The following is a 20,103-nucleotide window of genomic DNA, read 5'->3' as shown; positions in this document are numbered from 1 at the left end:
TGAGTTTTTACACAGCCCAAACAGAAGTTTTGATACAAGCAGTTAATAATTAAAGACCTTTTAAACATTAAGTATCCTTCAGATAATCTAGGATCAGTATTTTACTAACAAGGTATAAAATATCGCCTATATAAACCGATTTTTTACTAACTGATTAACTGAGAGAGCTAAAAATGAAGCAAAACGCTGAAAAAACGTGCGTAAAAAATTAAGTTTTATACTTTTAAAGCGGTAAGTTAGTAAAAATCTGATCTTAAATATATGAGTTTAAATTGTAATGACTTTAATCATGCATACGACGATGAAATACAATGAGTAATTTATGCTCAATTAATGAGCATTTCACATACTTCTTGCAGCAGATTTTTTACCGTTTAAGCATAGAGCTTAAGGCAAAAAGCGTTAGTACTGCCTTACATAATAGTTCTAGGAAAATAAATAATGATTGATAAACATCATTATAGGCTCAGCATCAGTTGAACCACTCTGGCCAAACCTAAAACTAAGTCCCACAAGCGTTAAAATAAAATTAGTATCTGTGTTATTTTTCTCGTTGCATTTTCCTGATTAAAATTAATGATTTTGTATCATAAACACCCTAAAAACAGCAACAGCGTTAACAAAAAATTCCTTTTTGATAACAACTGTGTTTAAATCCGAAACAATGGATTGAGGTTCTCCTCTAAACTAACTTGCATGGAAGTAAAAAAATAATAATTTTTAAAAATGGAAAAACTATGAATAAAAAAATCTTTGCAGCTTCCGCTTTACTAGCAATCTCATCAACTTCTTTACTTGCATCTAACCAAACATTTCAAGCAAGTGTAAATGGTTGGACTGAGCCTACTTTTGCAGAGGATAGCGCACTTCACTTTGGTAAAATTCGTTTATCTACAAGCTCAACCTGTACGATGGATAATGCAGGCGTTGTATCGGGTGACTGTGATGCGTCAGATGCAAACATTCAATTAGGTGGAATTACTGTATCTGGTTTAGCGCCAAATTCAGCAATGAATATTACTGTATCTGGAAGCACAGGCACTAACTTAACTTTTGCTCCAGTAACAACGGCTACAGATGGCACAACCAGTGTAACAACTGCTGACAATGTTGCGTCTGCTTTCACTACTGATGCAAGTGCAACAGATATTACTGTTAGTGTATATGGTGATATGACGGTTGATTCTACACTGACAGCGGGCGCTGCTTACACTGTAGATTATACTGTAGATGTGTCTTTCCAATAAGACTATGAAAGCTGAGGCTAACTTACTAAGTTAGCCTCAGTTTATTTTTTTTTGCGTAATTGCGCATTAAAAATAAAAATGTGTGGAGCATCGCGCTCCACTTTTTATTATCATGTTGTTGAGTTGTCCCATGATTCTTAAACTTTTTTGTTGGGCTACCCTTTGCCTAACTCTTTTACTACCTGAAATTTGTAATGCCAACCTTGCGTTGTCTGAATACCGTTTATACTTTGATGGGCGTACTAAAAATAATTCACTACTTATCCGCAATACCTCTAATAAAAATCTCGATTTTAAACTTGTTGTTACCCATAAAGATATGACCGAAGAAGGAGCGCTTATAGATGTTACTCCACAACAAGTTGAAGGGCGCTCTGCCAAAAACATGCTACGGTTTTCACCACGTCGCGGCACTATTGCACCCAAAGGGATGCAAGCTATCAGAATGACCGTTCGCAAAAAAGCCGAGCTTGCTGTTGGCGAATACAGAGCGGTGCTTAAAATTATAGCCTCTGAATCACAAAACCCTGACGCTGATGGAATAAGCATTAGGCCTAAGGTTGCTTACAGCGTGCCTGTTATCGTTCGTCATGGCCAATTAGAGGCTGACTCAGAATTAATAAACCCGCAATTAATTACTCAAAATGGGCGCCCGACTCTAACATTTTGGCAAACACTCACAGGGAATCGCTCTGTGTATGGAAACTTTGAATTAGTTGATGAGAATAATGTAATGGTTGGTGAAATAGCCAATGTGGCCGTTTATACCCCTCTATCTCGTCGCAAGGTATACATCACTTTACAAGCTCCTGTGACAGGACCTTTGACACTCAATTACAAAGAAAACGAACTTTATGGCGGTAAAATAGAGTTAGCGATTCCCATTAATATCAAATAAAAATGCTACACATTAATGCCTTATACTACGGTATAACGGCTCGCTTGTTACTTTGTACATTACTGTTAATTGCACCCAAAGCAATCATCGCAAAGCAGTTACCGACTCTTTATCAATGGCCTATTGATGAGGAGTCTTTTGTGATTATAAATGTCAGGGTAAATGGGCGCTCAGTTGTCTCTGATTTAGAAGCTTACTATTCAAAATCAAATAAATTGCTATTGCCCATAAGCGCCCTGAAATCGACTATGGGAATTAGCTTAAATGTGTCACAAAATACACTGGCTGCTAAAGTTGACGCAAGTGAGCTGGTTCTCAATGCTGAGCTTTCCTCAACTTTAGCGCCCTCAGAAAATGTTTCATTGTGGGCTGTCGATGACTACGACCACTATGTTGATTTATCCGTCATAAATACACTTTTAAATACCGACTCGCGCTTTGATTACTCACTGATGCAGGTTTCATTTTCTAGTAACTTGCTTACTTATAATAACAACCAATTAACGAGTGGTATTACAAAACAAATTAAGTCCAAAGCACTGCAATACGACCACTTTATAGACGACCAATACCAAACGCTAACCTATCCAGTGTCTGAATATTCGCTATCAGCAAACTATAAATCGTCCAATAATCGCTATAAGGGGCTACTCAGGCTTAATAGCTACTTTGACTTATTTCATCATCGAGCTGAACTACGATTCAACAAAAACGAAAACACCGCTAATACCTTTTTAAAAATAACTAAAGACTTTAACTTAAGTGAACAAGATCACTCACTGGCACGCATTCACTATCAATTGGGAGATATTCAATCTCAATCAGATCAGCTTATTACTAGCTCAAACCAAGGCCGGGGATTTTATATTTCAAATGCTAACCCGCATTCGGCACAAAACTTTTCAACCATCACCATTGAAGAACCGGCACTACCGGGCTGGCAAGCAGAGCTGCACCGAAATGGCCAGTTTATTGCCACTACTCAAGCTAACGACGAAAATTTGGTTCGATTTACCGATGTTGAAACTTTTTACGGCAACAATATCTTTGAAATTAAACTTTTTGGCTCACAGGGCGAGCAAGTTACACGCACTCAAAAGTATACAATAGGGCAAGACGCACTATCGCCCGGAAAAATAAGCTATCAGGTGGAGTTTTTAGAAACAGATAAAAGCGTTTTTAATCAATCAAGTAACTCCTCAACGGCGATGAGTAATGCCTTTAAAAGTAATCTCTCTTATGGCATTAGTGAGTTTATTACATATGACGCTCAAATTACTTATTTGCAAACCGAACAAAATAACAGCAGCTACCTATCATCTGGGCTAAACACACTTACAGAACACGGCAGTTACCGTTTTTTAGCCACAAAACAACTCGATGCTGGCTATGCTTATTTTGCCGGTTTTAGAGGCCTACTTTCTAATAAACTTTATAACGATATCAATGTTAATGTTGAATACAGTGCCCTTAATAACTTTTCTAGCGCTTTATTTGTAGCACAAGAGAACTCACTCAAAAATAGGCTTTCACTGAGCCTCAATGGCCGCACTGATTTTTTTAACTCCCTTAACTGGAATATGAAGTGGAACAATGAAGTACGTAAAAATACTAACACTAAAAATCGATTCTCATTAGGCATCAATAAAAGTTATGTCGGAGGAACATGGTCAAGCCAACTATTTTATGATGACGATACAAATAACCTAATAAACCGGCTTTATTCTTCAATAGATATTGCCTCTTGGAAATGGACCAACACCTTAGATTGGCAGGCTAATAATGGCGCAGAACTCACTCGTTTGAGAAGTAGTTTGCGCTGGCCACAAACACAAAGCACTTTTAATCAAACCCAGCTGACTTATCAGTCTAACTCTGCGGCAAGTACACTTTTAAATCATCAATATACATACCGCCATGAGATATTTAATATACAAGTATCAGGGCAAGTCGATAATCAAGGTGATTGGCGCTTTTCTTTAGGTTTAAATGGCACATTTAGTTTTGATCATTTAGAAGCAGACTTTAACTTTGACACTCCTCGCTCATTAAATTCCGGGCAAATAGAAGTTAGTTCGTTCATAGACTGGAATGAAAATGAAATCTTTGACCAAGGCGATGAGCCAATTCAAGACGTTAATTTTACTGGCAACTATCTATGGCGAGATAAATACACCAATAATGACGGAAAGGTCTTGCTGCCAAGCAGTTACGGTGGCCAGGTTTTAGATGTTAATTTACGCTCGTTGTCTAATCCTTACTTGCAGCCCTCTTTAGGGAAAATTAAAACATTAGCTCATAGAGGCGGACAAACCAAAGTAAATATTCCTTTAGTGGTCTACAACGAGGTTGAGGGGACTATTTATCTATCGAGCAATGAAAAGAGTAAACCTATCGCAGGACTGACGGTTGTACTTAAAGAAAAGGGCGGCGAAAAACATTATTCAACGGTCACTGAATATGATGGTTATTATTATTTTCCTAATGTTTCTCAAGGAAATTATATTCTCGAAATAGAAAAAAATGAGCAGCTATCAGAAAACATAACCATAAAGAACCTTCCTGAGCGGGTCATCACTGAAAAAAGCGGCGATACCATAATACTGCAAGACATCATTGTATACACAAATAACGCTAATATCTTAAATAAGCAACCAACAACAGCAGCTAAAGCAAACCAAAACACGCCTTATTTTGTGCAATTAGGCGTATTCAAAAAGTTTCAATCGGCACTTATTGTGGCGAATAAAATTGATAAAGCAGCCTATGCTTTGCAGTTATATAAACATGAAAACCGTGATAGCTATTACCTCGTTGCAGGCCCATATAATAATGCAGCTAAAGCACAGCAAACCATTAATGATGTTTATTCAATACCGGCGCTTCATGGCAGCTTTATGGTTGATGTAAGGCGATATGCCTCACCACAGTGGCGAAAAATAGGGGAGTGGGGCGATATGCAAACCCAAAAAACTGAGACTTACTTTTGCCAGTACGTAGCATATACCTCTGAAAAATCAGTTAATAAAAAACTGCTAAGGGAAAATCCATCACTGTTCGTAGCAAAGCAAGCAATAAAAGGTGAAGCCCATTATTTGATGCTGTCAGGGCCGCATAATGCAAAGCAAACAGCGTGTGATAAGCAAGTGGTTAAACAAATAAAAGGGCTCACCACCGCGATAAAGAAACCTTGGCACAGCATTTTTGCTATAAATCAGTAGTAAAGTACTGCACCTGTGTTTTGCCATCACTGTTTAAATGCGACTCACATTTTATTTCACAACGCGCTCCCGCGGATTCGGCAACCCAAATCGATTGCGCGCTCTTTTTAATATAACACGCAGAATACAGAGCATCTTCTTTTTGCGCAGCAACAACAAAACAGCGTTGAAAATTACCCAAAGGTAACACTTTAATTGGATAAACTTGTTCTTGTGCAATTACACCAGCACTAAACGTTTGTGATGATTTAGCATAAACAGCATACGAAATAGCGAGCATACATACCAAAAACATTAAAATAGATATTTGTTTCATATAATTAAAGCGAATTAAAAAACAATATAGTAAGTGTAGAATAAATTCATTTTTATGTGTTTATTTAGCAATTATTAGATTGAAAATAGCAATGGCCGCCTATCTAATTAGTTGAATCACCACAAGTCAATGTACTGATGTTATAATACATTTTTTTGCAAAAAGAGCGGGGCACTATGTTAACTATTTCAAACAGCGTAACCATTGATGAATGGGAAGTAGAGCTAAGCGCTATTCGCTCGCAAGGCGCTGGCGGACAAAATGTTAATAAGGTAGCCAGTGCTATACACTTACGCTTTGATATAAACCGCTCTAAATTGCCCGAGTTTTATAAAGAACGATTACTTGCTTTAAAAGATTCAAGGATCACCAAAGAAGGGGTATTGATAATTAAAGCCCAGAGCCACCGCACTCAAGAGCTCAACAGGGAAGATGCGCTTAAACGACTAAAAGATCTAATTTTAAGCGCCACTAAGGTTAATAAGGCACGTCGTGCTACCAAACCTAGCCGTAACTCACAGCGTAAACGTATGGATAAAAAAACCAAACACGGCCAAACCAAAGCTCTCCGCGGTAATATTAAGCTGTAACTTAAGTAACCTGACTCTGGTTAAGCACATAAAAAAGGCTGCGAATGCAGCCTTTAATTTAATCATAAGTATGATGGCGGGTGACGCTAAATCGGTTTAGGATTCGATGCACTACATATACTGCGCTTAAGCTTACTGTTACTGCAACAGCCACCGAGCTAAATCGATACATGGCGCTGTATATTAAATCTTGCCCAGGGCCTAACGACTGACCAAATAAAATCCCAAAAGTGGTCAATACCCCAAACCCAACCCCCGGTGGACCACCACCTAAAATATGAAAACGACTGAATATAAAAGATAAAATCCATAATATAGCCACCGGAAAAAGCAAAACGTCGGTATGGTTATACAAAAACAACTGCGCAACTAAAGCAGCATTACAGCCTATCAGTGTACCAATAATACGTTGCCAACTTGCGGTGCCCGCAGCCTTAAAACACAACGAAAATAAAATTAAAATAGATGCCGCTTGCGCCGAAATTGAATCTTGCAAATCAAGCACCTGAAAAACCACAAACGACAAAGTCGCAACCGTGGCACATAACAACACCTCATGACGAATACTTTCTTTATCCTTGTGCGGTACAGCGCGCATGGGTCGCGCTGTCACATCAGGAAACAAGCCATGCATTAAGAGCGCAATAATAATAGTAATAAAAATAGCCACACCATTACTTAAAATAAGCGGGTAAATGCTACTAGCTTGATCAACATGGCTGGCAAAATGTAACTGAATCGATAAACTCACCGCACCTAACGCACCAAATAAAAACGCACCACCAGAGCTCATTAAGTAAAATAACACGCAAAAACTAGCAAAAATAATGAGCGTTATTAACACCGGCAAGTGTGAAAATAAGCCCTGTAAAATAAGCACTATAAACGCACTGTAGGCAGCACTGGCAACAAATTGACGTATCACGCCTTTGTTAATGCTTGGCACTAAACCGAGCAATAACATAGGGTAAACTGTAAAAAATATTCCATTTGGCCAATTCATTAACTTGCACAAAGTAAAACCAATAGTGCAGCCGCCAGCAATCCGTAGCGCTTGGCGTAAACCATTTGAATCGAGTTGTGGCGCTTGGCTAACATGTTGTGTCATTACTTGCCCCACTAATAAATGTAATGTAACCAACTAATAAAGCGGATCTGTACTGATCCCAACCATTGACCTACAACCGACTGTGGAAGTAACTGCACAGTGGCACGCGCACCACTGGGCATATTATTTATAAGCTGAGTATTATTTGGCAGTACTAAATGAATACGCTGACGCTGCGCATCCCGAACCCATCGATTGCTGGTTTCGGTGGTGCTAAGCAATCCATTCGCACTAAGTTGTCCGTCACTGACACCCGCTTCAAATATTTCAATTTTTGCGTCGAATACTTCACCAGGTCGGCTATCAAATACCACTTTTGCTAAACTGCCTGGCTGCATGTTTAATAGTGACTTTTCACGAAAATCGGCTACCAAATCTGCTTTTTTTGCTACAACCGCGAGTAATGGCTTACCCGCAACCGCATAGGAGCCCTCAAGTAACTGTAAATTAGCTACAACGCCATCACTTAAAGCCCGCACTTGCGTATAAGATAAATTAAGCTCAGCTTGTGCTAACTGGTTTGCTGCATGGCGCAGTGCTAAGTTATCTTGCCCTGAATCGCCACGCGCTAAAACAGCTTCTGCCAACTGTGCTTCAAAGGCAGCTAAATTAGATTGGCTTGCTGCAAAATTTGCACGAATGCTTTCAAGCTCTTGCTCCGAAATAGAGTTTTGTTTGTAGAGTGTTTCGCCACGCTTTTTTAATAGCTGCTGCTCATGCAATTTAGCGTTAGCTGCACTTATTTGTGCCTCCAGCGCTTTTACGTTGGTATCAAGTCGTTTATTTTGCAGTTTGGCATCATCAAGCGCGAGCTGCGCTTGCTCAAGTGCTAGTTGGTAAGTGTTTTTGTCTATTTCAAATAATACATCACCCGCTTTAACCGTTTGGTTATTACTAACCAATACATCGGTAACACGGCCGTTTATTTGCGGCGATATTTGCACAACCGGATGGTAAACCCGTGCTTGTGGCGTAACCGGTAGCCATACATCGGCAACAATATAATAGAAAAATACAACAATAAAACCAACGAGCGATACTTTAACGTAGCGGGCAAATTTTTGATCGGGTGTCATACTTATTTATCTCCAGATAAGCTTGCAATACAACGCCGCGCGTTTTCTTCCATTTGCACTAAACTGTGCGCCATACCGTCAAGCTGCTCCGTGCTTAAACCGGCATATAAACGCTGTTTAATATCGCTTGTGAGCTCTTTTAAGTGTTCTAATAACTTTATACCCTCATCGGTAAAGTACAATTTTTTACTGCGTTTATCGTGTTCATCAACTTGCCGAATAACTAGATTCTGCAGCTCTAATTGCTTAATGGTGCGCGTTAATGAGGGCATTTCAATACCTAAACTGGTCGCCAACGCTTGCTGTGTTGCCCCTAAAGGTAAATGATGTAAGTGAATCATCGCCGTCCAGCGCGACTGAGTTAAACCTAAGGGTTCAACCGCCAGTGTCACCGCTTCTCGACATAAGCGGTGCACTCGACCCATATTGCCGCATAAAGTTAAATCGAGTGTTTCATGAAAAGGAATAGTGCTACTCATAGGAACTCTTACTTGTGAATATCAGCAAATTTTAGCATTAGTTAGCAGGCTAAGTAAATAATTGGCATTTTAACTTCACGTAAATAAGTATTATTTAGATAAATAGTGTACGGCAAGCTTATCTAAGAAAGTATAAAGCTTATTGTTCATTTCGTTATAGTCGTGACTTAAGAGCTTTTCGGGCTGTTCAACAAAGCGGTAATTATGGGCATTAGTTAAATCATCGTTGGCAATGAGGAGGGTAACCACCTCGGTGGTCAATTCCATGTGGCATTGAAAACCAAATACTAAATCGCTATAAGCGACTATTTGCCTTGGACAACCTTCGCTATAGGCAATAATACTGGCCGTAGCAGTCAGCCCAGGCATATCGTTATGCCAATGCCCCACATTAAGCTCACTGCCAAAATGGCTAAATAACGGATGATTCAAGCCTGCATCGGTGAGGGTAATAGCAAACTTACCAATTTCCTTTTCTGGACTAGGTTGATAAGTCGCGCCTAACGCTTCACCAATTAATTGCGACCCCAAACAAACGCCCAACACCACTTTGTTTGCCGTGATCGCACTGGCAATAAAGGCTTGTTCTTTTTTGCTATCAAAATAAGGGCATTCTGCAAGCGATGTAGCGGGCGATTGTGGCCCACCCATTACGATTAAAAAATCGATATCATCGGTATGCTGAGGTAAGGGTTCAGCTAAATAAATACGGGTATAAGACAACGTATGGCCATTCATTTTAGCCCAAGCTTCATAAGCGCCTGGCGCTTCAAAATGTTCATGAATAATAAAGTGAATGTGCATTGCCGTTTCCTTAAAATATTATCTTTTTAATAATACCCTAGGGTCACCGGATATAAGTGACCATGTGATATCAGCCGCTAAAAGTTAAGTAAATTAGCTGGAGAGTATTGATCAGTCAGCACCTTAGTATCACTTGGCCAGTCCTTTCCATCTTTAGTGAAAAACATACGTTGGCTAATTGCCTCTATATCAACATCATAAGGGGCAAGTAACGGAGCTAGTTGCTTAACCCGCTGTGCTATTTGTTGCTCTGTAGGGGTTTTGTTATAACCGGCTAAAATAATACGGTTACTATTATTATTGGCTGTTACATTAATAAAATCGCCAAATACCGCATGATAAGTTGCCGACTCATGTTCATAAAGTTTACTTGATGAAAACGTGTTAGCAGCAACAATTCCGCCTTCAGCTAATACGCTTTTTATTTCTTCAAAAAACTCTTTTGTGAGTAGGTGCTCAGGAATGTAATCGCCATTAAACGCATCTAAAATAATCCAATCAAATTGCTGGCTTTTAAGCGCCGCACGTTTAATAAAAATACGCCCATCTTGCACTTTAGTAGTTACGTTATCGGTTTCTATAAAGTTAAAATAATCGCGCGCCACTTTAATTACCGAAGGATCTATTTCAACATTTTCAATGTGTGCCTTTGGGTATAGCTCATGAATCATATTAGAAAGCGTACCGCCACCTAAACCAATAATGAGTACATTTTTAGGGTTATCAATCAGTAATAAACTAGAAAAAGCCAGCTTAGTATAATTAAATACCAGTTTTTTAGGGTCGCTAATGTACATGCAACTTTGGCTGCTTTGTCGGGTTTTTTCATCAAACTTTAAACAGCGTAAATCGCCAGTTTCTTCAACGAGTAAATTTCGATATAAAGAGCGCTCTTTATGCACAACATTACTCATACTATGAGCTGAAAATAGCAGCGCCATTATACTAATAAACAATAATTTAAGCTTGTGCATAAACGGCCTCTCGCACCTTAAGTTTATCAAAGCTAATAGCAATTAGCCCAAGCGTGCCTAACACACCAGCAAAACCTAAAATAATGGTGTTAACATCAAACGCCAGTACCATATAAAAAGAGGTAATAATGGTGCCCAACGCACTGCCTAAGGTACTTACAAAATAAAGGCCGCCAGCCACTTGGCCGCTGCGCTCACTATTGGTAACCAGCAAACGTACAGAGTAGGGCGAGATCATGCCTAAAATAATGGTGGGTATAAAAAATAACGCGGTTGAGGCGAGTAACGAGCCGTAGCGGCTGTCTTCAATATGCGAAAAAATAAATGCCATAATTGGCTCAGCAAACAAAGCAATGGGCACCACCATAATACTGGCAACTAAAAAGATTAACCCATATTTGGTCAACGAAGGATGACGAATAGACAGCTTCCCTCCCAGTAAATACCCGAATGATAAGCTAAGCATAAATACCGTAATAATACTGCCCCAGATATGTACGCTACTGCCAAAGTAAGGCGCTAAAATGCGCCCACCTAACAGCTCTATTCCCATAATACTAAAGCCACTGCTAAAGGCTAAAAAGTAAATTAATGCATTTGTTTTTGTTAACATTATATTATTCTTATTGTGTTATTTTCATCCATCTTAACGTGATAGCTGTATAGCCGCTAGTATAAAAACTAGACGCACACATAGAGCGCAAAAAAACATTTTGTTATAAAGTAACACATGCTATAGTTTTGGTTATAATATAACGTTACCAAAAAGCATTTTATGAAGTACTCATTAATTTACTTAGCCTGCTTAAGTGCAAGCGCACAAAGCATTGCCCAAAGCCAACCAATAGAGAAAATTGCGGTTACATATAAACAAGCTTACAGAGGCGATATTCCTCAAAAGCAAATGCCACAATCAATCGAAACCCTCGATAACGCGGTACTTGATCAAAAAGGAATAACTCAATTACAAGATGCGCTGGATTTTTCTGCCAGTATTTCACGTAAAAATAACAGTGGCGCATTATGGGATAGCTTTTCGATTCGTGGATTATCGGGTAACGAAAACATGCCATCGGGTTACTTAATTAATGGTTTTAGCGGTGGACGCGGATTCAGCGGCCCTCGTGATGTATCAAACATTGAGTACATTGAAGTATTAAAAGGTCCAGGTTCTGCACTATACGGGCGCTCAGAACCCGGCGGTACAGTAAATATCGTAACCAAAAAACCTCAATTTGAGCAACAGGGTGAGCTAAAACTTAGCTTAGGTAGTGATAATTTTAATCGCGTTGAAGGTGACTATACAAACGGCATTAACGATAACACAGCATTTAGAATAAATGGCGCATGGCAAGATAGCGACAGCTACCGCGATGAGGTGTACACCCATAAAAAGGTGGTTACGCCATCTATTTATCATCAAATAAACGCTTCAACCAGTATCACTTATGAATTTGAATACGTTGATTTAGCCCAGCTATTTGACCGTGGGGTTGTTGTACTTAATGATAATTTTAATACTGTTCCTAGCTCACGCTATTTAGGCAATCCAAACGATGGTGACACGCAAGTATATTCTCGTGGTCACCAAGTAACTTTAAATCATGATATAAACAATGAATGGTCACTCGTTGTAGGCGCAAACTACCGTAGCTCTAAACTAACTGGGTTTTCGTCTGATGCTGAACTTGCACCCTCGCGCCAATCATTATTCGATGATGGCCGCACACTTACCCGCCAACAGCGCTACCGCGATTATGAAGTTGATGATACCAGCCTTAAATTTGAGCTAAGTGGGCATTTTGATACCGCAGGCATTACCCATCACTTATTAATAGGAGCCGACGCATACAAATACGACTTACGAACTGGACTTTATCGTTATCGCGGCGGTAATGGCACTTACACAGTTGATATTTATCAGCCGAATTATAACGTTGCTCGTCCTGAAGTAGGTTTACTCTACGAAAACAACGAACAACAAGATGCTTATGGTATATACGTTCAAGATCAAATGGATCTGACTGATAAAATTAAGCTATTAGTTGGCCTTAGATTCGATAGCGTAGATCAAGACATTTTAGAAACCAAAAGTGGTGTGCTTTCAAGCAGTTCACAAAGCCAGGTAAGTCCACGAGTAGGCTTAGTATATGAACTAAACAACGCTGTAACCTTATACAGCAGCTACTCAGAAGGCTTTTTACCATTAAGTGGCACAGATGCAAATGGCGACCCATTTGGCTTTGAATACAGTGACTCATTTGAAGTAGGCGCTAAATTTAGCTACCAAGGCATAACGGGAACCCTAGCATTATTTGATGCCACTAAAAGTAATATGTTAGTAGCCGACCCTGTAAACGTAGGTTTTTCAGCGCCTATTGGTAAAGCAAATAGTAAAGGTGTTGAACTTGATTTAAGTACTTATATTACTGATGATACAAAGTTTAATTTATCTTACGCTTATATAGATGCCAGTACGGCAAACGACATAATAAATGCTGATTGGGGCGTGCCAATCAAAAAAGGCAGCCCATTAGTCAATGTGCCTAAAAATAACTTAAATCTAACGCTTAACCATCAAACGGTCGTTCTTGGCAAAGAGCTAGAACTAGGTGCCAGTTATCAGTACACCAGTGAGCGATTAGGCGATGCCGCCGATTTAACATTTAACTTACCGAGCTATCAACTAGTTGGTATTTTTGGGCAGGTAAACTTAACCGAGCGCACCAAGTTAAATATCAGTGTTAACAATATTTTTGATGAAGAATATGCTCAAAGTAGCTACAACGCATTATGGGTTTACCCCGGTGCGCCTACTCAATTTAAGATGTCATTGGCATATCAATTCTAACAATTTCATAGTCCCGATTAGCTATTTCAACCCGACTTTGGTTATTTGGCTTTTCATCCAAAGCGTCTTAATGTAGTGGTTAAGGCGCTTTTTTTATTGTTTTGTATAATGCATAGCAGCTGTTAACCCCCTTTACAGTTATTCTTCAATTGATATGAAGGCAATTAAAAAAGCCGTATAGTTTATATACGGCTTTTGTTTTTAATTAAAACTGATAGCTTATCCGAGCCGAAACATTACGTCCTGGTTGGCTATATTGGCTAAAATCAGTACCTTTGGATTGACCAGCAATAAGTTCAAACGGTACGTACTCTTTATCGAGTAGGTTAAGTAAACCTACATTCATTTGCCATGCTTTCCACTGATAATTTGCATATAAATCAACAACACCATAACCGTTACCTTGTGTTGTTTTATTACCATTAGTATCAAGTACTACATCAGACTGCGCCTTAGCTAAACGCCAAGCAGCGGTCCAATTAACATTGCCAAACTCAGTGCTTACTAATATAGAACCATTTAACGGGCTAATACTAGTAAGTGGCTGATCAGAGTCTTTGTTTTCACCATCTACGTAAGCAACATTGGCTTCTAATAAAATATCGTCGGTGACATACATAGCAATACCAGCTTCTACACCGCTGATCTGGGTTTCGCTAATATTTTGGTATTGGTAAAATGTTTTATTTACATTAGGAATATAAGTTGGCTCAACACCCGCAATGGTTGTTTCGATAAAGTCATCATAGGCAGCATAAAAAGTACTTAGATTTACACTAATATCGCTACTTGCGTATCTTAATCCGATCTCGAATGAGTCACTGCTTTCAGGGTCTAAATCTGCGTTTGGTAATATTTGATAAAATGGCTCAACACCATGGCTTTGATAGGCTTGGTCGTGTGGCGGTATTTTAAAGCCTCGAACATATTGCCCATACCAAGATAAATTATCGTCTACCTGATAAATCACACCCAGCTTTGGTGAAAACGCAGATTCGGTAATATCGTTAAGCTCGGTGTCAGCGTATAACGCATCTTTTTTGGCTTCAAGTGCATAATAATCGTAACGAATACCCGCAACTAACGACCAATCAGTCTCGTTAAATTTAATACTGTCTTGCATATATACACCAACTAAAGAAGTATCGGCGCCAGGAAATGCTTTTTGTTTTTCATTCGTAAAATCAACAGTACCATCATTTAATACACGGGTTTTTAAGCGTGGTCGAGTAGTATCATATAAATCAATATCTACTCCATAGACAAATTCATGCTCGGTATTTTCTCCTTTAACTTCCTTACTAAATACCGCTTTTAAGCCTAAAATATCTTGCTCAAACCCGTAGTCATTATAATCGATGTAATTTCTAGCTGCGCTTATTTGGTCACTTTGTTGCTCGTATCGACTATAAGATAGTTGCCCATACCATTTATCAAATATAGCTGTTGCCATATCTGAATCATAATCGAGTGCAAATGAGATATTTGTATCTTCGTCTTCGGTTTCTTGAATGGATGGAGTGATTACTTGCTCTGTTGTTTGATTAAAGTAATCTAAGGTATATTTAAGGGTCCGCTTTTTATCAAGTTTTTGCTCAACTTTAAGCAGTAAAGCATCAGAGCGGGCATCGTAACCTGGTAAATCTTCAACGTAGTTTTGTACTTCTTCACTATCGCGATGGCTATAAACAGCGCTAATAGCAAAGTCACCTAAATCTTTTGCTGCTGTAATATCAGCAGCAACCTGATTGCTTTGGCCTTGATAACCTAACGCTACTTTTACTAAGCTTTGTTGATCCACTAAATAATCACTCGGGTCTTTAGTTGTTATTACTACAATTCCCCCTAGTGCATCAGAACCGTATAGCGATGATGCCGCCCCTTTTGCAACTTCAACTTGTTTAACACCCGCAACATCAAAGTAGTTTCGACCCACTAAATAACCGCCGCCGCCAGCGTAGCCATCGTTTGTGCGTCTTCCATCTTTAATAAAAACAACTCTGTTGCCACCAACACCCCGTACAGTTAATGTTTGCGCGCCTGCGCCACTGCCAGTACTTGAGATACTTGGATCGTATTTAAACATAGTTTGTAAATCTACAGCGAGCTGACGCTCAATATCTTGTTCGGTAATAACCGTTACTGAGCCAGTCACATCTTCAAGCTTTTGTTCAAAACGAGAGCCACTAACCACAATATGATCGTCAATAACATTTTCGGCCAATGCGCTACCAGAGCTAATTAACAAAGAGGCTAATGCTGTAAATTTAAAAGAAAAGGGATTCATCTCCACTCCAAATGATAATATTTATTATTTACTTTTAAATGGTACAACTAACCCAAAATAAGATCAATTGATTATGATAATCATTTTCATTTAGATTAAAGTGGTTATAATACTAAAAAATAAAATCGGAGTTTGTTATGAAGTACCTAATTTTTTTTCTGGCTTTAGCCACTCAATCAGCACTCGCGAAAGAGCGTGTGATCAGTGCTGGCGGCACATTAACTGAAATAATCTACGCACTAGAAAAACAAAATAGTTTAGTCGCGGTTGACCAATCAAGTATGTATCCGCAACAAGCAACACTGTTGCCACAGGTAGGTTACTATCGAGACCTAGCCGCTGAGGGAGTGCTTTCAATGCGCCCAACTACGTTACTTGCACTTGAAGGTGCGGGAAGGGAGCAGGCGCTCAAGCAAATAGAAGCGACCGGAGTGAAGGTTATTCACTATAAAAAACCGACTTCTGTAAATGAACTACTTGCGCTAATTAAGCACCTTGGTAGTGATTTAGATGCAAACCTAAAAGCTCAAAACCTAATTACTAAAATAAAAAAATCGTTACCTACTAAAGCAAAAACACAGACTCATAACGCTTTGTTTTTACTTTCAGCTAATGAGCGTGGGCTCGTCGCAGCAGGACAAGAAACGGTGCCCAACTTGCTGTTTAATTATGCGGGCATTACCAATATAGCTGCTACGCATACAGGCTTTAAAGCAATTAACAGTGAAGTACTGGCAGTAAGTCAGCCCGATTTTTTAGTGGCGCCAGCGCATGTTGTGCAAAGCCTTGGTGGGAAACAAGCCTTTTGTAAACAGCCTACACTTCGTTTATTAAAAGCAGCGCAAGAGTGTCAGTTACTGGTCATGGACAGCTTACTTTCACTGGGCATGTCGCCGCGTATTGCAACTGCGATTCAAGCATTGCATGAGTATAAAACACGCTTATGAGCACGTTAACTTTGAATCGTTTTAACGCCATAACACTGAGTAATCCGCATAAGTGGATGCTATTAAGTTATGGCTGCATTTTTGCTTTAACATTACTTAGCATAGGCTATGGAGCCGCAGGATGGGATTGGCGTTTAGCTATTGCATGGCTAGCTCCTGAACATTTTAGTCAATTTGATGCGCTACAAATCAATGTGGTTACACAAATACGCCTGCCTCGTTTTGTTCTTGCAGTGATGGTGGGTTTAGTACTTGCGCAAACAGGGGCTGCAACTCAAGCGCTGTGCCGTAACCCGCTTGCCGATCCCTCTATTATTGGTATAAGCGCAGGCGCTGCAATGGTTGCGGTGGCTTTTATTGCGCTTAGTGCACAGTTTAATTTTAACGCTCAACACTACTTACCTTATGCCTCATTTTTGGGCGCATTATCAGTAACGTCGCTGGTATATTTAGTCTCAAAACAACAAAAACAAATTAATATAAATACGCTTATATTAGTCGGTGTCGCTATTAATGCATTGGCATTTGCTGTTATTGGGTTATTAAGTTTTTATGCTGATGACAGCGCACTGCGGTTAATTAACTATTGGACCATGGGCTCATTAGGCGGTGCGAGTTGGGATAATATAAAACAAGCGAGTCCTTTGCTTTTACTGAGCCTTATCGGGCTATGGCGATTAAAAGAGCCAATGAATCTACTTCTTATTGGTGAATCACAAGCTCAATACTTAGGTGTCGATACCAGCAAGCTTAAATTATACGTCATTATATTAGTTGCATTGGGCGTAGGTGCGGTAGTTGCGCTAACAGGTTTAATTGGCTTTGTTGGTTTAGTTGTTCCTCACATCGCACGCCTCATGGTTGGGCCACACTTACGGAATATGCTGCCACTTTGTATGCTTTTAGGTGTGATTGTGTTGCTACTTTCAGATTGGTTGGCACGCTTGGTTGTTATGCCTGCGGAGCTGCCAATTGGCATTATAACGGCGTTACTTGGCGCTCCACTATTTATATATTTGATCATTAAAAATAAGCGAGATTGGTCATGATCACGTTTAACAACCTCAATATAGGCTTTAACACCCATCGTGTTTTAGAGGGTATTAGCGGCAATATCCAAGCAGGACAACTTGTCGCACTGATAGGCGAAAATGGCGCAGGTAAATCGACCTTACTGCATACTTTGGCAGGCATGCATCCCTTTGAGGGAGATATACTATTTAATACCAAACCTTTGCATTCATTTTCTAAAGAGCAATTAGCTAGCAAGCGCGCTGTAATGATGCAAAGTAACCATGTTGGCTTTGATTTTAGTGTATTTGAACTCATTGCTATGGGCCGCTATCCCTATACAGAGTCTCTTAAAACACAAGCCAATAAAGTTCAAAAATATGCCTCACTTATGGATTTAACCCATTACCTAACACGTCGAATGAGTGCGCTTTCGGGCGGCGAACAACAGCGAGTTCATATGGCGCGCACATTAGCCCAGTTAGATGCTTTTACTGCGCAAACGGGGCCTAAATTAATGTTGCTCGATGAGCCAACATCAGCGCTAGATATGCGTCATCAACATACTTTACTTAGCTGTGTTAGAACCTTTGTAGAGCAAGGAAACAGCGCCATTATTGCTATACACGATCTTAATTTAGCAAGCCTTTATGCAACCAACGCTATTTTATTACACAACCAAAAAGTGCTGCAAAGCGGGTCTATAAATACCGTTTTAACAGCACAAAACTTACAACAAATGTACGCCATGAAATTGCACGTTAACCCTCATCCTTATAACGATGCGCCCATGGTTTTTTCTCAACGTCAGGAGTTTTCATGAGAGAGCAAGCATTAAACGACGCACGTACGCTCGTTTTTAAAACCCATGCCGGCGTAATGTCGACCATTTCAAATAATTTACGCGGCTATCCGTTTGGCTCTGTTACACCTTATATGTGTGACGAACAAGGCCGCATCTACTTTTTTATTAGTGACATAGCTCAGCATACCAAAAATTTAAAACAGGACTCACGCATGAGTCTAACTATTTTTGATGCCGCCGATTATGGCGATCAAAACGAACATGGGCGAGTAACACTCGTAGGTGATGGCTCTATTGTGGCAAAAGAGCAAAGCGAAGTGCTACTTGATAAATATATAGCTTTGTACCCTGAGGCTGCAAGCTATCGCAATGCGCATGATTTTCAGCTTTGGCAATTAGATGTAGTACGGGTGCGTTATATTGGCGGTTTTGGAAAAATATTTTGGCTTGAGCAAAACGAGTGGCAAGCTCAGCCTAAAAAGTGGGATGAAAGCCAGCAGCAAAGCATGATCACTCATATGAATGAAGATCATCAAGATGCTATGTCGCTGATATTAATGCAGCACTATAACGTAGCCGATAACACCCCAATAATGAGCGGCCTACTACCCACAGGCTTTTATATACAAAGCCACAAGCGTAATTACTTTATTAATTTTGCGAACGAGTGCGATAGCCCATTAGCCGTGCGAAAAGCACTTGTAGCCTTAACAAATCAAGCTCGAAACAGCTCAAACCAACTAGCGGAGACAGTATGAAAAAATTAATAGCCTCACTCAGCACTACACTGCTACTGAGTGCCAATGCTGCATATGCAGACGAATGCACACTAAATATAGATGCAAACGATATGATGCAGTTTTCAACTAAAACACTAAGCGCCCCTAAAAGCTGTAAGCAAGTGACCGTTAAACTTAGGGCGTGTTGAACTTTGCGGATTGTAATTTGTTCAATCTAGGGGCGATTAAATCGCGGCGCGAGATTTGTAACCTAGTGGGCTAAGTAAAAATCGAGCAACAATGAGTTTATCGCCCCTAGGCAGAACCCGAAGGGCAGCGCATGTTTGGTATTTATGCTGCGTTATCGCCTATTTATGTGGAATAACCACACTTCATAGGCTCTGTCTTGCCTAAAAACCAAACACACTGCTGCAAATTCAACCATCAAAGATCAACACGCCCTTGCCACACCGGTAAATTACCTGCCAATGTAATGGGTCATAACTGGGTGCTATCTACGATTAAAACATGCAAGGTATTATCACAGATGGCAACGCAGCAGGGCTTAGCAACCACTACATAAAGCCTAATGATAGTCGCGTGATTGGTGCTACAGACATTATTGGCGGCGGCAAAACAACCGAAGTTACTTTTAAAACCAGCGGCTTAACCGCCGGAACCGATTACACTTTCTTTTGTTCTTTTCCTGGCCATTACGCCATGATGAAAGGCACATTTACGCTTAAGTAAATATTAAAAAGTGTATTACA

18 protein-coding genes and 1 pseudogene are annotated in these 20,103 nt (G+C 39.8%); 11 read left to right on the top strand and 8 right to left on the bottom strand.

Translation table 11 applies throughout. The features are described from left to right. Positions 1–737: 737 nt before the first annotated feature. The 3 genes from ACZ5WS_RS17830 (at position 738) to ACZ5WS_RS17820 (ending at position 5,366) form a co-directional block, all read left to right on the top strand. Positions 738–1,247 (top strand): hypothetical protein, encoded by a 510-nt coding sequence (locus ACZ5WS_RS17830; protein WP_138606437.1) that lies wholly within the window; start codon positions 738–740, stop codon positions 1,245–1,247. A gap of 130 nt (positions 1,248–1,377) precedes the next feature. Then, positions 1,378–2,145, top strand: a complete 768-nt coding sequence (locus ACZ5WS_RS17825; protein WP_249363162.1) for a fimbrial biogenesis chaperone — start codon at positions 1,378–1,380, stop codon at positions 2,143–2,145. Positions 2,146–2,147: 2 nt separating this feature from the next. Next, positions 2,148–5,366 (top strand): SPOR domain-containing protein, encoded by a 3,219-nt coding sequence (locus ACZ5WS_RS17820; RefSeq protein ID WP_464711626.1) that lies wholly within the window; start codon positions 2,148–2,150, stop codon positions 5,364–5,366. On the opposite strand, the gene ACZ5WS_RS17815 is transcribed toward ACZ5WS_RS17820, so the two are convergent. Further along, positions 5,353–5,682 carry a hypothetical protein gene (locus ACZ5WS_RS17815; RefSeq protein ID WP_464711624.1) on the bottom strand — a complete coding sequence of 110 codons (330 nt, stop codon included), beginning with the start codon at positions 5,680–5,682 and terminating at the stop codon, positions 5,353–5,355. The genes ACZ5WS_RS17820 and ACZ5WS_RS17815 overlap by 14 nt on opposite strands. A gap of 176 nt (positions 5,683–5,858) precedes the next feature. On the opposite strand from ACZ5WS_RS17815, the gene arfB reads away from it, so the two are divergent. Next, a complete protein-coding gene (arfB, locus tag ACZ5WS_RS17810; RefSeq protein WP_010388730.1) occupies positions 5,859–6,272 on the top strand; it encodes an alternative ribosome rescue aminoacyl-tRNA hydrolase ArfB in 414 nt (137 codons plus the stop codon). A 58-nt stretch (positions 6,273–6,330) separates the two neighbouring features. On the opposite strand, the gene ACZ5WS_RS17805 is transcribed toward arfB, so the two are convergent. From ACZ5WS_RS17805 to ACZ5WS_RS17780, 6 genes are all read right to left on the bottom strand, one after another. Beyond that, positions 6,331–7,380, bottom strand: a complete 1,050-nt coding sequence (locus ACZ5WS_RS17805) for a DUF2955 domain-containing protein (protein WP_464711622.1) — start codon at positions 7,378–7,380, stop codon at positions 6,331–6,333. An 11-nt stretch (positions 7,381–7,391) separates the two neighbouring features. After that, positions 7,392–8,456 (bottom strand): HlyD family secretion protein, encoded by a 1,065-nt coding sequence (locus ACZ5WS_RS17800; protein WP_464711621.1) that lies wholly within the window; start codon positions 8,454–8,456, stop codon positions 7,392–7,394. 2 nt (positions 8,457–8,458) lie between these two features. Next, positions 8,459–8,935 carry a MarR family winged helix-turn-helix transcriptional regulator gene (locus ACZ5WS_RS17795; protein WP_076922550.1) on the bottom strand — a complete coding sequence of 159 codons (477 nt, stop codon included), beginning with the start codon at positions 8,933–8,935 and terminating at the stop codon, positions 8,459–8,461. A gap of 90 nt (positions 8,936–9,025) precedes the next feature. Further along, positions 9,026–9,739, bottom strand: a complete 714-nt coding sequence (locus ACZ5WS_RS17790; protein WP_464711619.1) for a type 1 glutamine amidotransferase — start codon at positions 9,737–9,739, stop codon at positions 9,026–9,028. A 77-nt stretch (positions 9,740–9,816) separates the two neighbouring features. Continuing rightward, positions 9,817–10,713 (bottom strand): spermidine synthase, encoded by an 897-nt coding sequence (locus ACZ5WS_RS17785; protein ID WP_036955522.1) that lies wholly within the window; start codon positions 10,711–10,713, stop codon positions 9,817–9,819. After that, entirely contained in the window at positions 10,700–11,326 is a 627-nt protein-coding gene (locus tag ACZ5WS_RS17780; RefSeq protein ID WP_010388742.1) for a fused MFS/spermidine synthase, read from the bottom strand. The genes ACZ5WS_RS17785 and ACZ5WS_RS17780 overlap by 14 nt, the downstream gene beginning before the upstream one ends. Positions 11,327–11,488: 162 nt before the next feature. Here ACZ5WS_RS17780 and ACZ5WS_RS17775 point away from each other — a divergent pair, with 162 nt between their 5' ends. Then, the gene (locus ACZ5WS_RS17775; protein WP_464711616.1) at positions 11,489–13,564 is read left to right on the top strand and encodes a TonB-dependent siderophore receptor; all 2,076 of its coding nucleotides are present in this window, start codon (positions 11,489–11,491) and stop codon (positions 13,562–13,564) included. Positions 13,565–13,769: 205 nt separating this feature from the next. Here the strand turns inward: ACZ5WS_RS17775 and ACZ5WS_RS17770 are convergent, their stop codons facing one another. After that, positions 13,770–15,851 (bottom strand): TonB-dependent hemoglobin/transferrin/lactoferrin family receptor, encoded by a 2,082-nt coding sequence (locus tag ACZ5WS_RS17770; RefSeq protein ID WP_464711614.1) that lies wholly within the window; start codon positions 15,849–15,851, stop codon positions 13,770–13,772. A gap of 137 nt (positions 15,852–15,988) precedes the next feature. Here ACZ5WS_RS17770 and ACZ5WS_RS17765 point away from each other — a divergent pair, with 137 nt between their 5' ends. The 6 genes and pseudogenes from ACZ5WS_RS17765 to ACZ5WS_RS17740 all read left to right on the top strand — a co-directional run. Next, positions 15,989–16,798, top strand: a complete 810-nt coding sequence (locus ACZ5WS_RS17765) for a heme/hemin ABC transporter substrate-binding protein (protein ID WP_464711612.1) — start codon at positions 15,989–15,991, stop codon at positions 16,796–16,798. Beyond that, positions 16,795–17,847, top strand: a complete 1,053-nt coding sequence (locus ACZ5WS_RS17760; protein ID WP_010388750.1) for a FecCD family ABC transporter permease — start codon at positions 16,795–16,797, stop codon at positions 17,845–17,847. The genes ACZ5WS_RS17765 and ACZ5WS_RS17760 overlap by 4 nt, the downstream gene beginning before the upstream one ends. Further along, entirely contained in the window at positions 17,844–18,632 is a 789-nt protein-coding gene (locus ACZ5WS_RS17755; RefSeq protein WP_010388751.1) for a heme ABC transporter ATP-binding protein, read from the top strand. Before ACZ5WS_RS17760 ends, ACZ5WS_RS17755 begins: the two co-directional genes overlap by 4 nt. Further along, complete coding sequence (locus ACZ5WS_RS17750) at positions 18,629–19,372, top strand: HugZ family pyridoxamine 5'-phosphate oxidase (protein ID WP_090495265.1); 744 nt, start codon at positions 18,629–18,631, stop codon at positions 19,370–19,372. Before ACZ5WS_RS17755 ends, ACZ5WS_RS17750 begins: the two co-directional genes overlap by 4 nt. Beyond that, the gene (locus ACZ5WS_RS17745; RefSeq protein ID WP_464711609.1) at positions 19,369–19,542 is read left to right on the top strand and encodes a hypothetical protein; all 174 of its coding nucleotides are present in this window, start codon (positions 19,369–19,371) and stop codon (positions 19,540–19,542) included. Before ACZ5WS_RS17750 ends, ACZ5WS_RS17745 begins: the two co-directional genes overlap by 4 nt. Before the next feature lie 197 nt (positions 19,543–19,739). Next, positions 19,740–20,080, top strand: a pseudogene (locus ACZ5WS_RS17740) (hypothetical protein); the annotation flags it as partial. Between the last annotated feature and the right edge of the window lie 23 nt (positions 20,081–20,103).

Source organism: Pseudoalteromonas sp. 11L1 (genome assembly GCF_055397545.1).
This window is presented reverse-complemented; position numbering and strand designations above follow the sequence as displayed.

Excerpts from the sequence above, each read along its gene's own strand:
- ACZ5WS_RS17795 (WP_076922550.1), bottom strand. The coding sequence starts at position 8,935 with ATGAGTAGCACTATTCCTTTTCATGAAACACTCGATTTAACTTTATGC.
- ACZ5WS_RS17785 (WP_036955522.1), bottom strand. The coding sequence starts at position 10,713 with ATGCACAAGCTTAAATTATTGTTTATTAGTATAATGGCGCTGCTATTT.
- arfB (WP_010388730.1), top strand. The coding sequence starts at position 5,859 with ATGTTAACTATTTCAAACAGCGTAACCATTGATGAATGGGAAGTAGAG.
- ACZ5WS_RS17780 (WP_010388742.1), bottom strand. The coding sequence starts at position 11,326 with ATGTTAACAAAAACAAATGCATTAATTTACTTTTTAGCCTTTAGCAGT.
- ACZ5WS_RS17755 (WP_010388751.1), top strand. The coding sequence starts at position 17,844 with ATGATCACGTTTAACAACCTCAATATAGGCTTTAACACCCATCGTGTT.
- ACZ5WS_RS17750 (WP_090495265.1), top strand. The coding sequence starts at position 18,629 with ATGAGAGAGCAAGCATTAAACGACGCACGTACGCTCGTTTTTAAAACC.
- ACZ5WS_RS17790 (WP_464711619.1), bottom strand. The coding sequence starts at position 9,739 with ATGCACATTCACTTTATTATTCATGAACATTTTGAAGCGCCAGGCGCT.
- ACZ5WS_RS17815 (WP_464711624.1), bottom strand. The coding sequence starts at position 5,682 with ATGAAACAAATATCTATTTTAATGTTTTTGGTATGTATGCTCGCTATT.
- ACZ5WS_RS17765 (WP_464711612.1), top strand. The coding sequence starts at position 15,989 with ATGAAGTACCTAATTTTTTTTCTGGCTTTAGCCACTCAATCAGCACTC.
- ACZ5WS_RS17745 (WP_464711609.1), top strand. The coding sequence starts at position 19,369 with ATGAAAAAATTAATAGCCTCACTCAGCACTACACTGCTACTGAGTGCC.
- ACZ5WS_RS17825 (WP_249363162.1), top strand. The coding sequence starts at position 1,378 with ATGATTCTTAAACTTTTTTGTTGGGCTACCCTTTGCCTAACTCTTTTA.
- ACZ5WS_RS17805 (WP_464711622.1), bottom strand. The coding sequence starts at position 7,380 with ATGACACAACATGTTAGCCAAGCGCCACAACTCGATTCAAATGGTTTA.
- ACZ5WS_RS17760 (WP_010388750.1), top strand. The coding sequence starts at position 16,795 with ATGAGCACGTTAACTTTGAATCGTTTTAACGCCATAACACTGAGTAAT.
- ACZ5WS_RS17800 (WP_464711621.1), bottom strand. The coding sequence starts at position 8,456 with ATGACACCCGATCAAAAATTTGCCCGCTACGTTAAAGTATCGCTCGTT.
- ACZ5WS_RS17830 (WP_138606437.1), top strand. The coding sequence starts at position 738 with ATGAATAAAAAAATCTTTGCAGCTTCCGCTTTACTAGCAATCTCATCA.
- ACZ5WS_RS17770 (WP_464711614.1), bottom strand. The coding sequence starts at position 15,851 with ATGAATCCCTTTTCTTTTAAATTTACAGCATTAGCCTCTTTGTTAATT.
- ACZ5WS_RS17775 (WP_464711616.1), top strand. The coding sequence starts at position 11,489 with ATGAAGTACTCATTAATTTACTTAGCCTGCTTAAGTGCAAGCGCACAA.
- ACZ5WS_RS17820 (WP_464711626.1), top strand. The coding sequence starts at position 2,148 with ATGCTACACATTAATGCCTTATACTACGGTATAACGGCTCGCTTGTTA.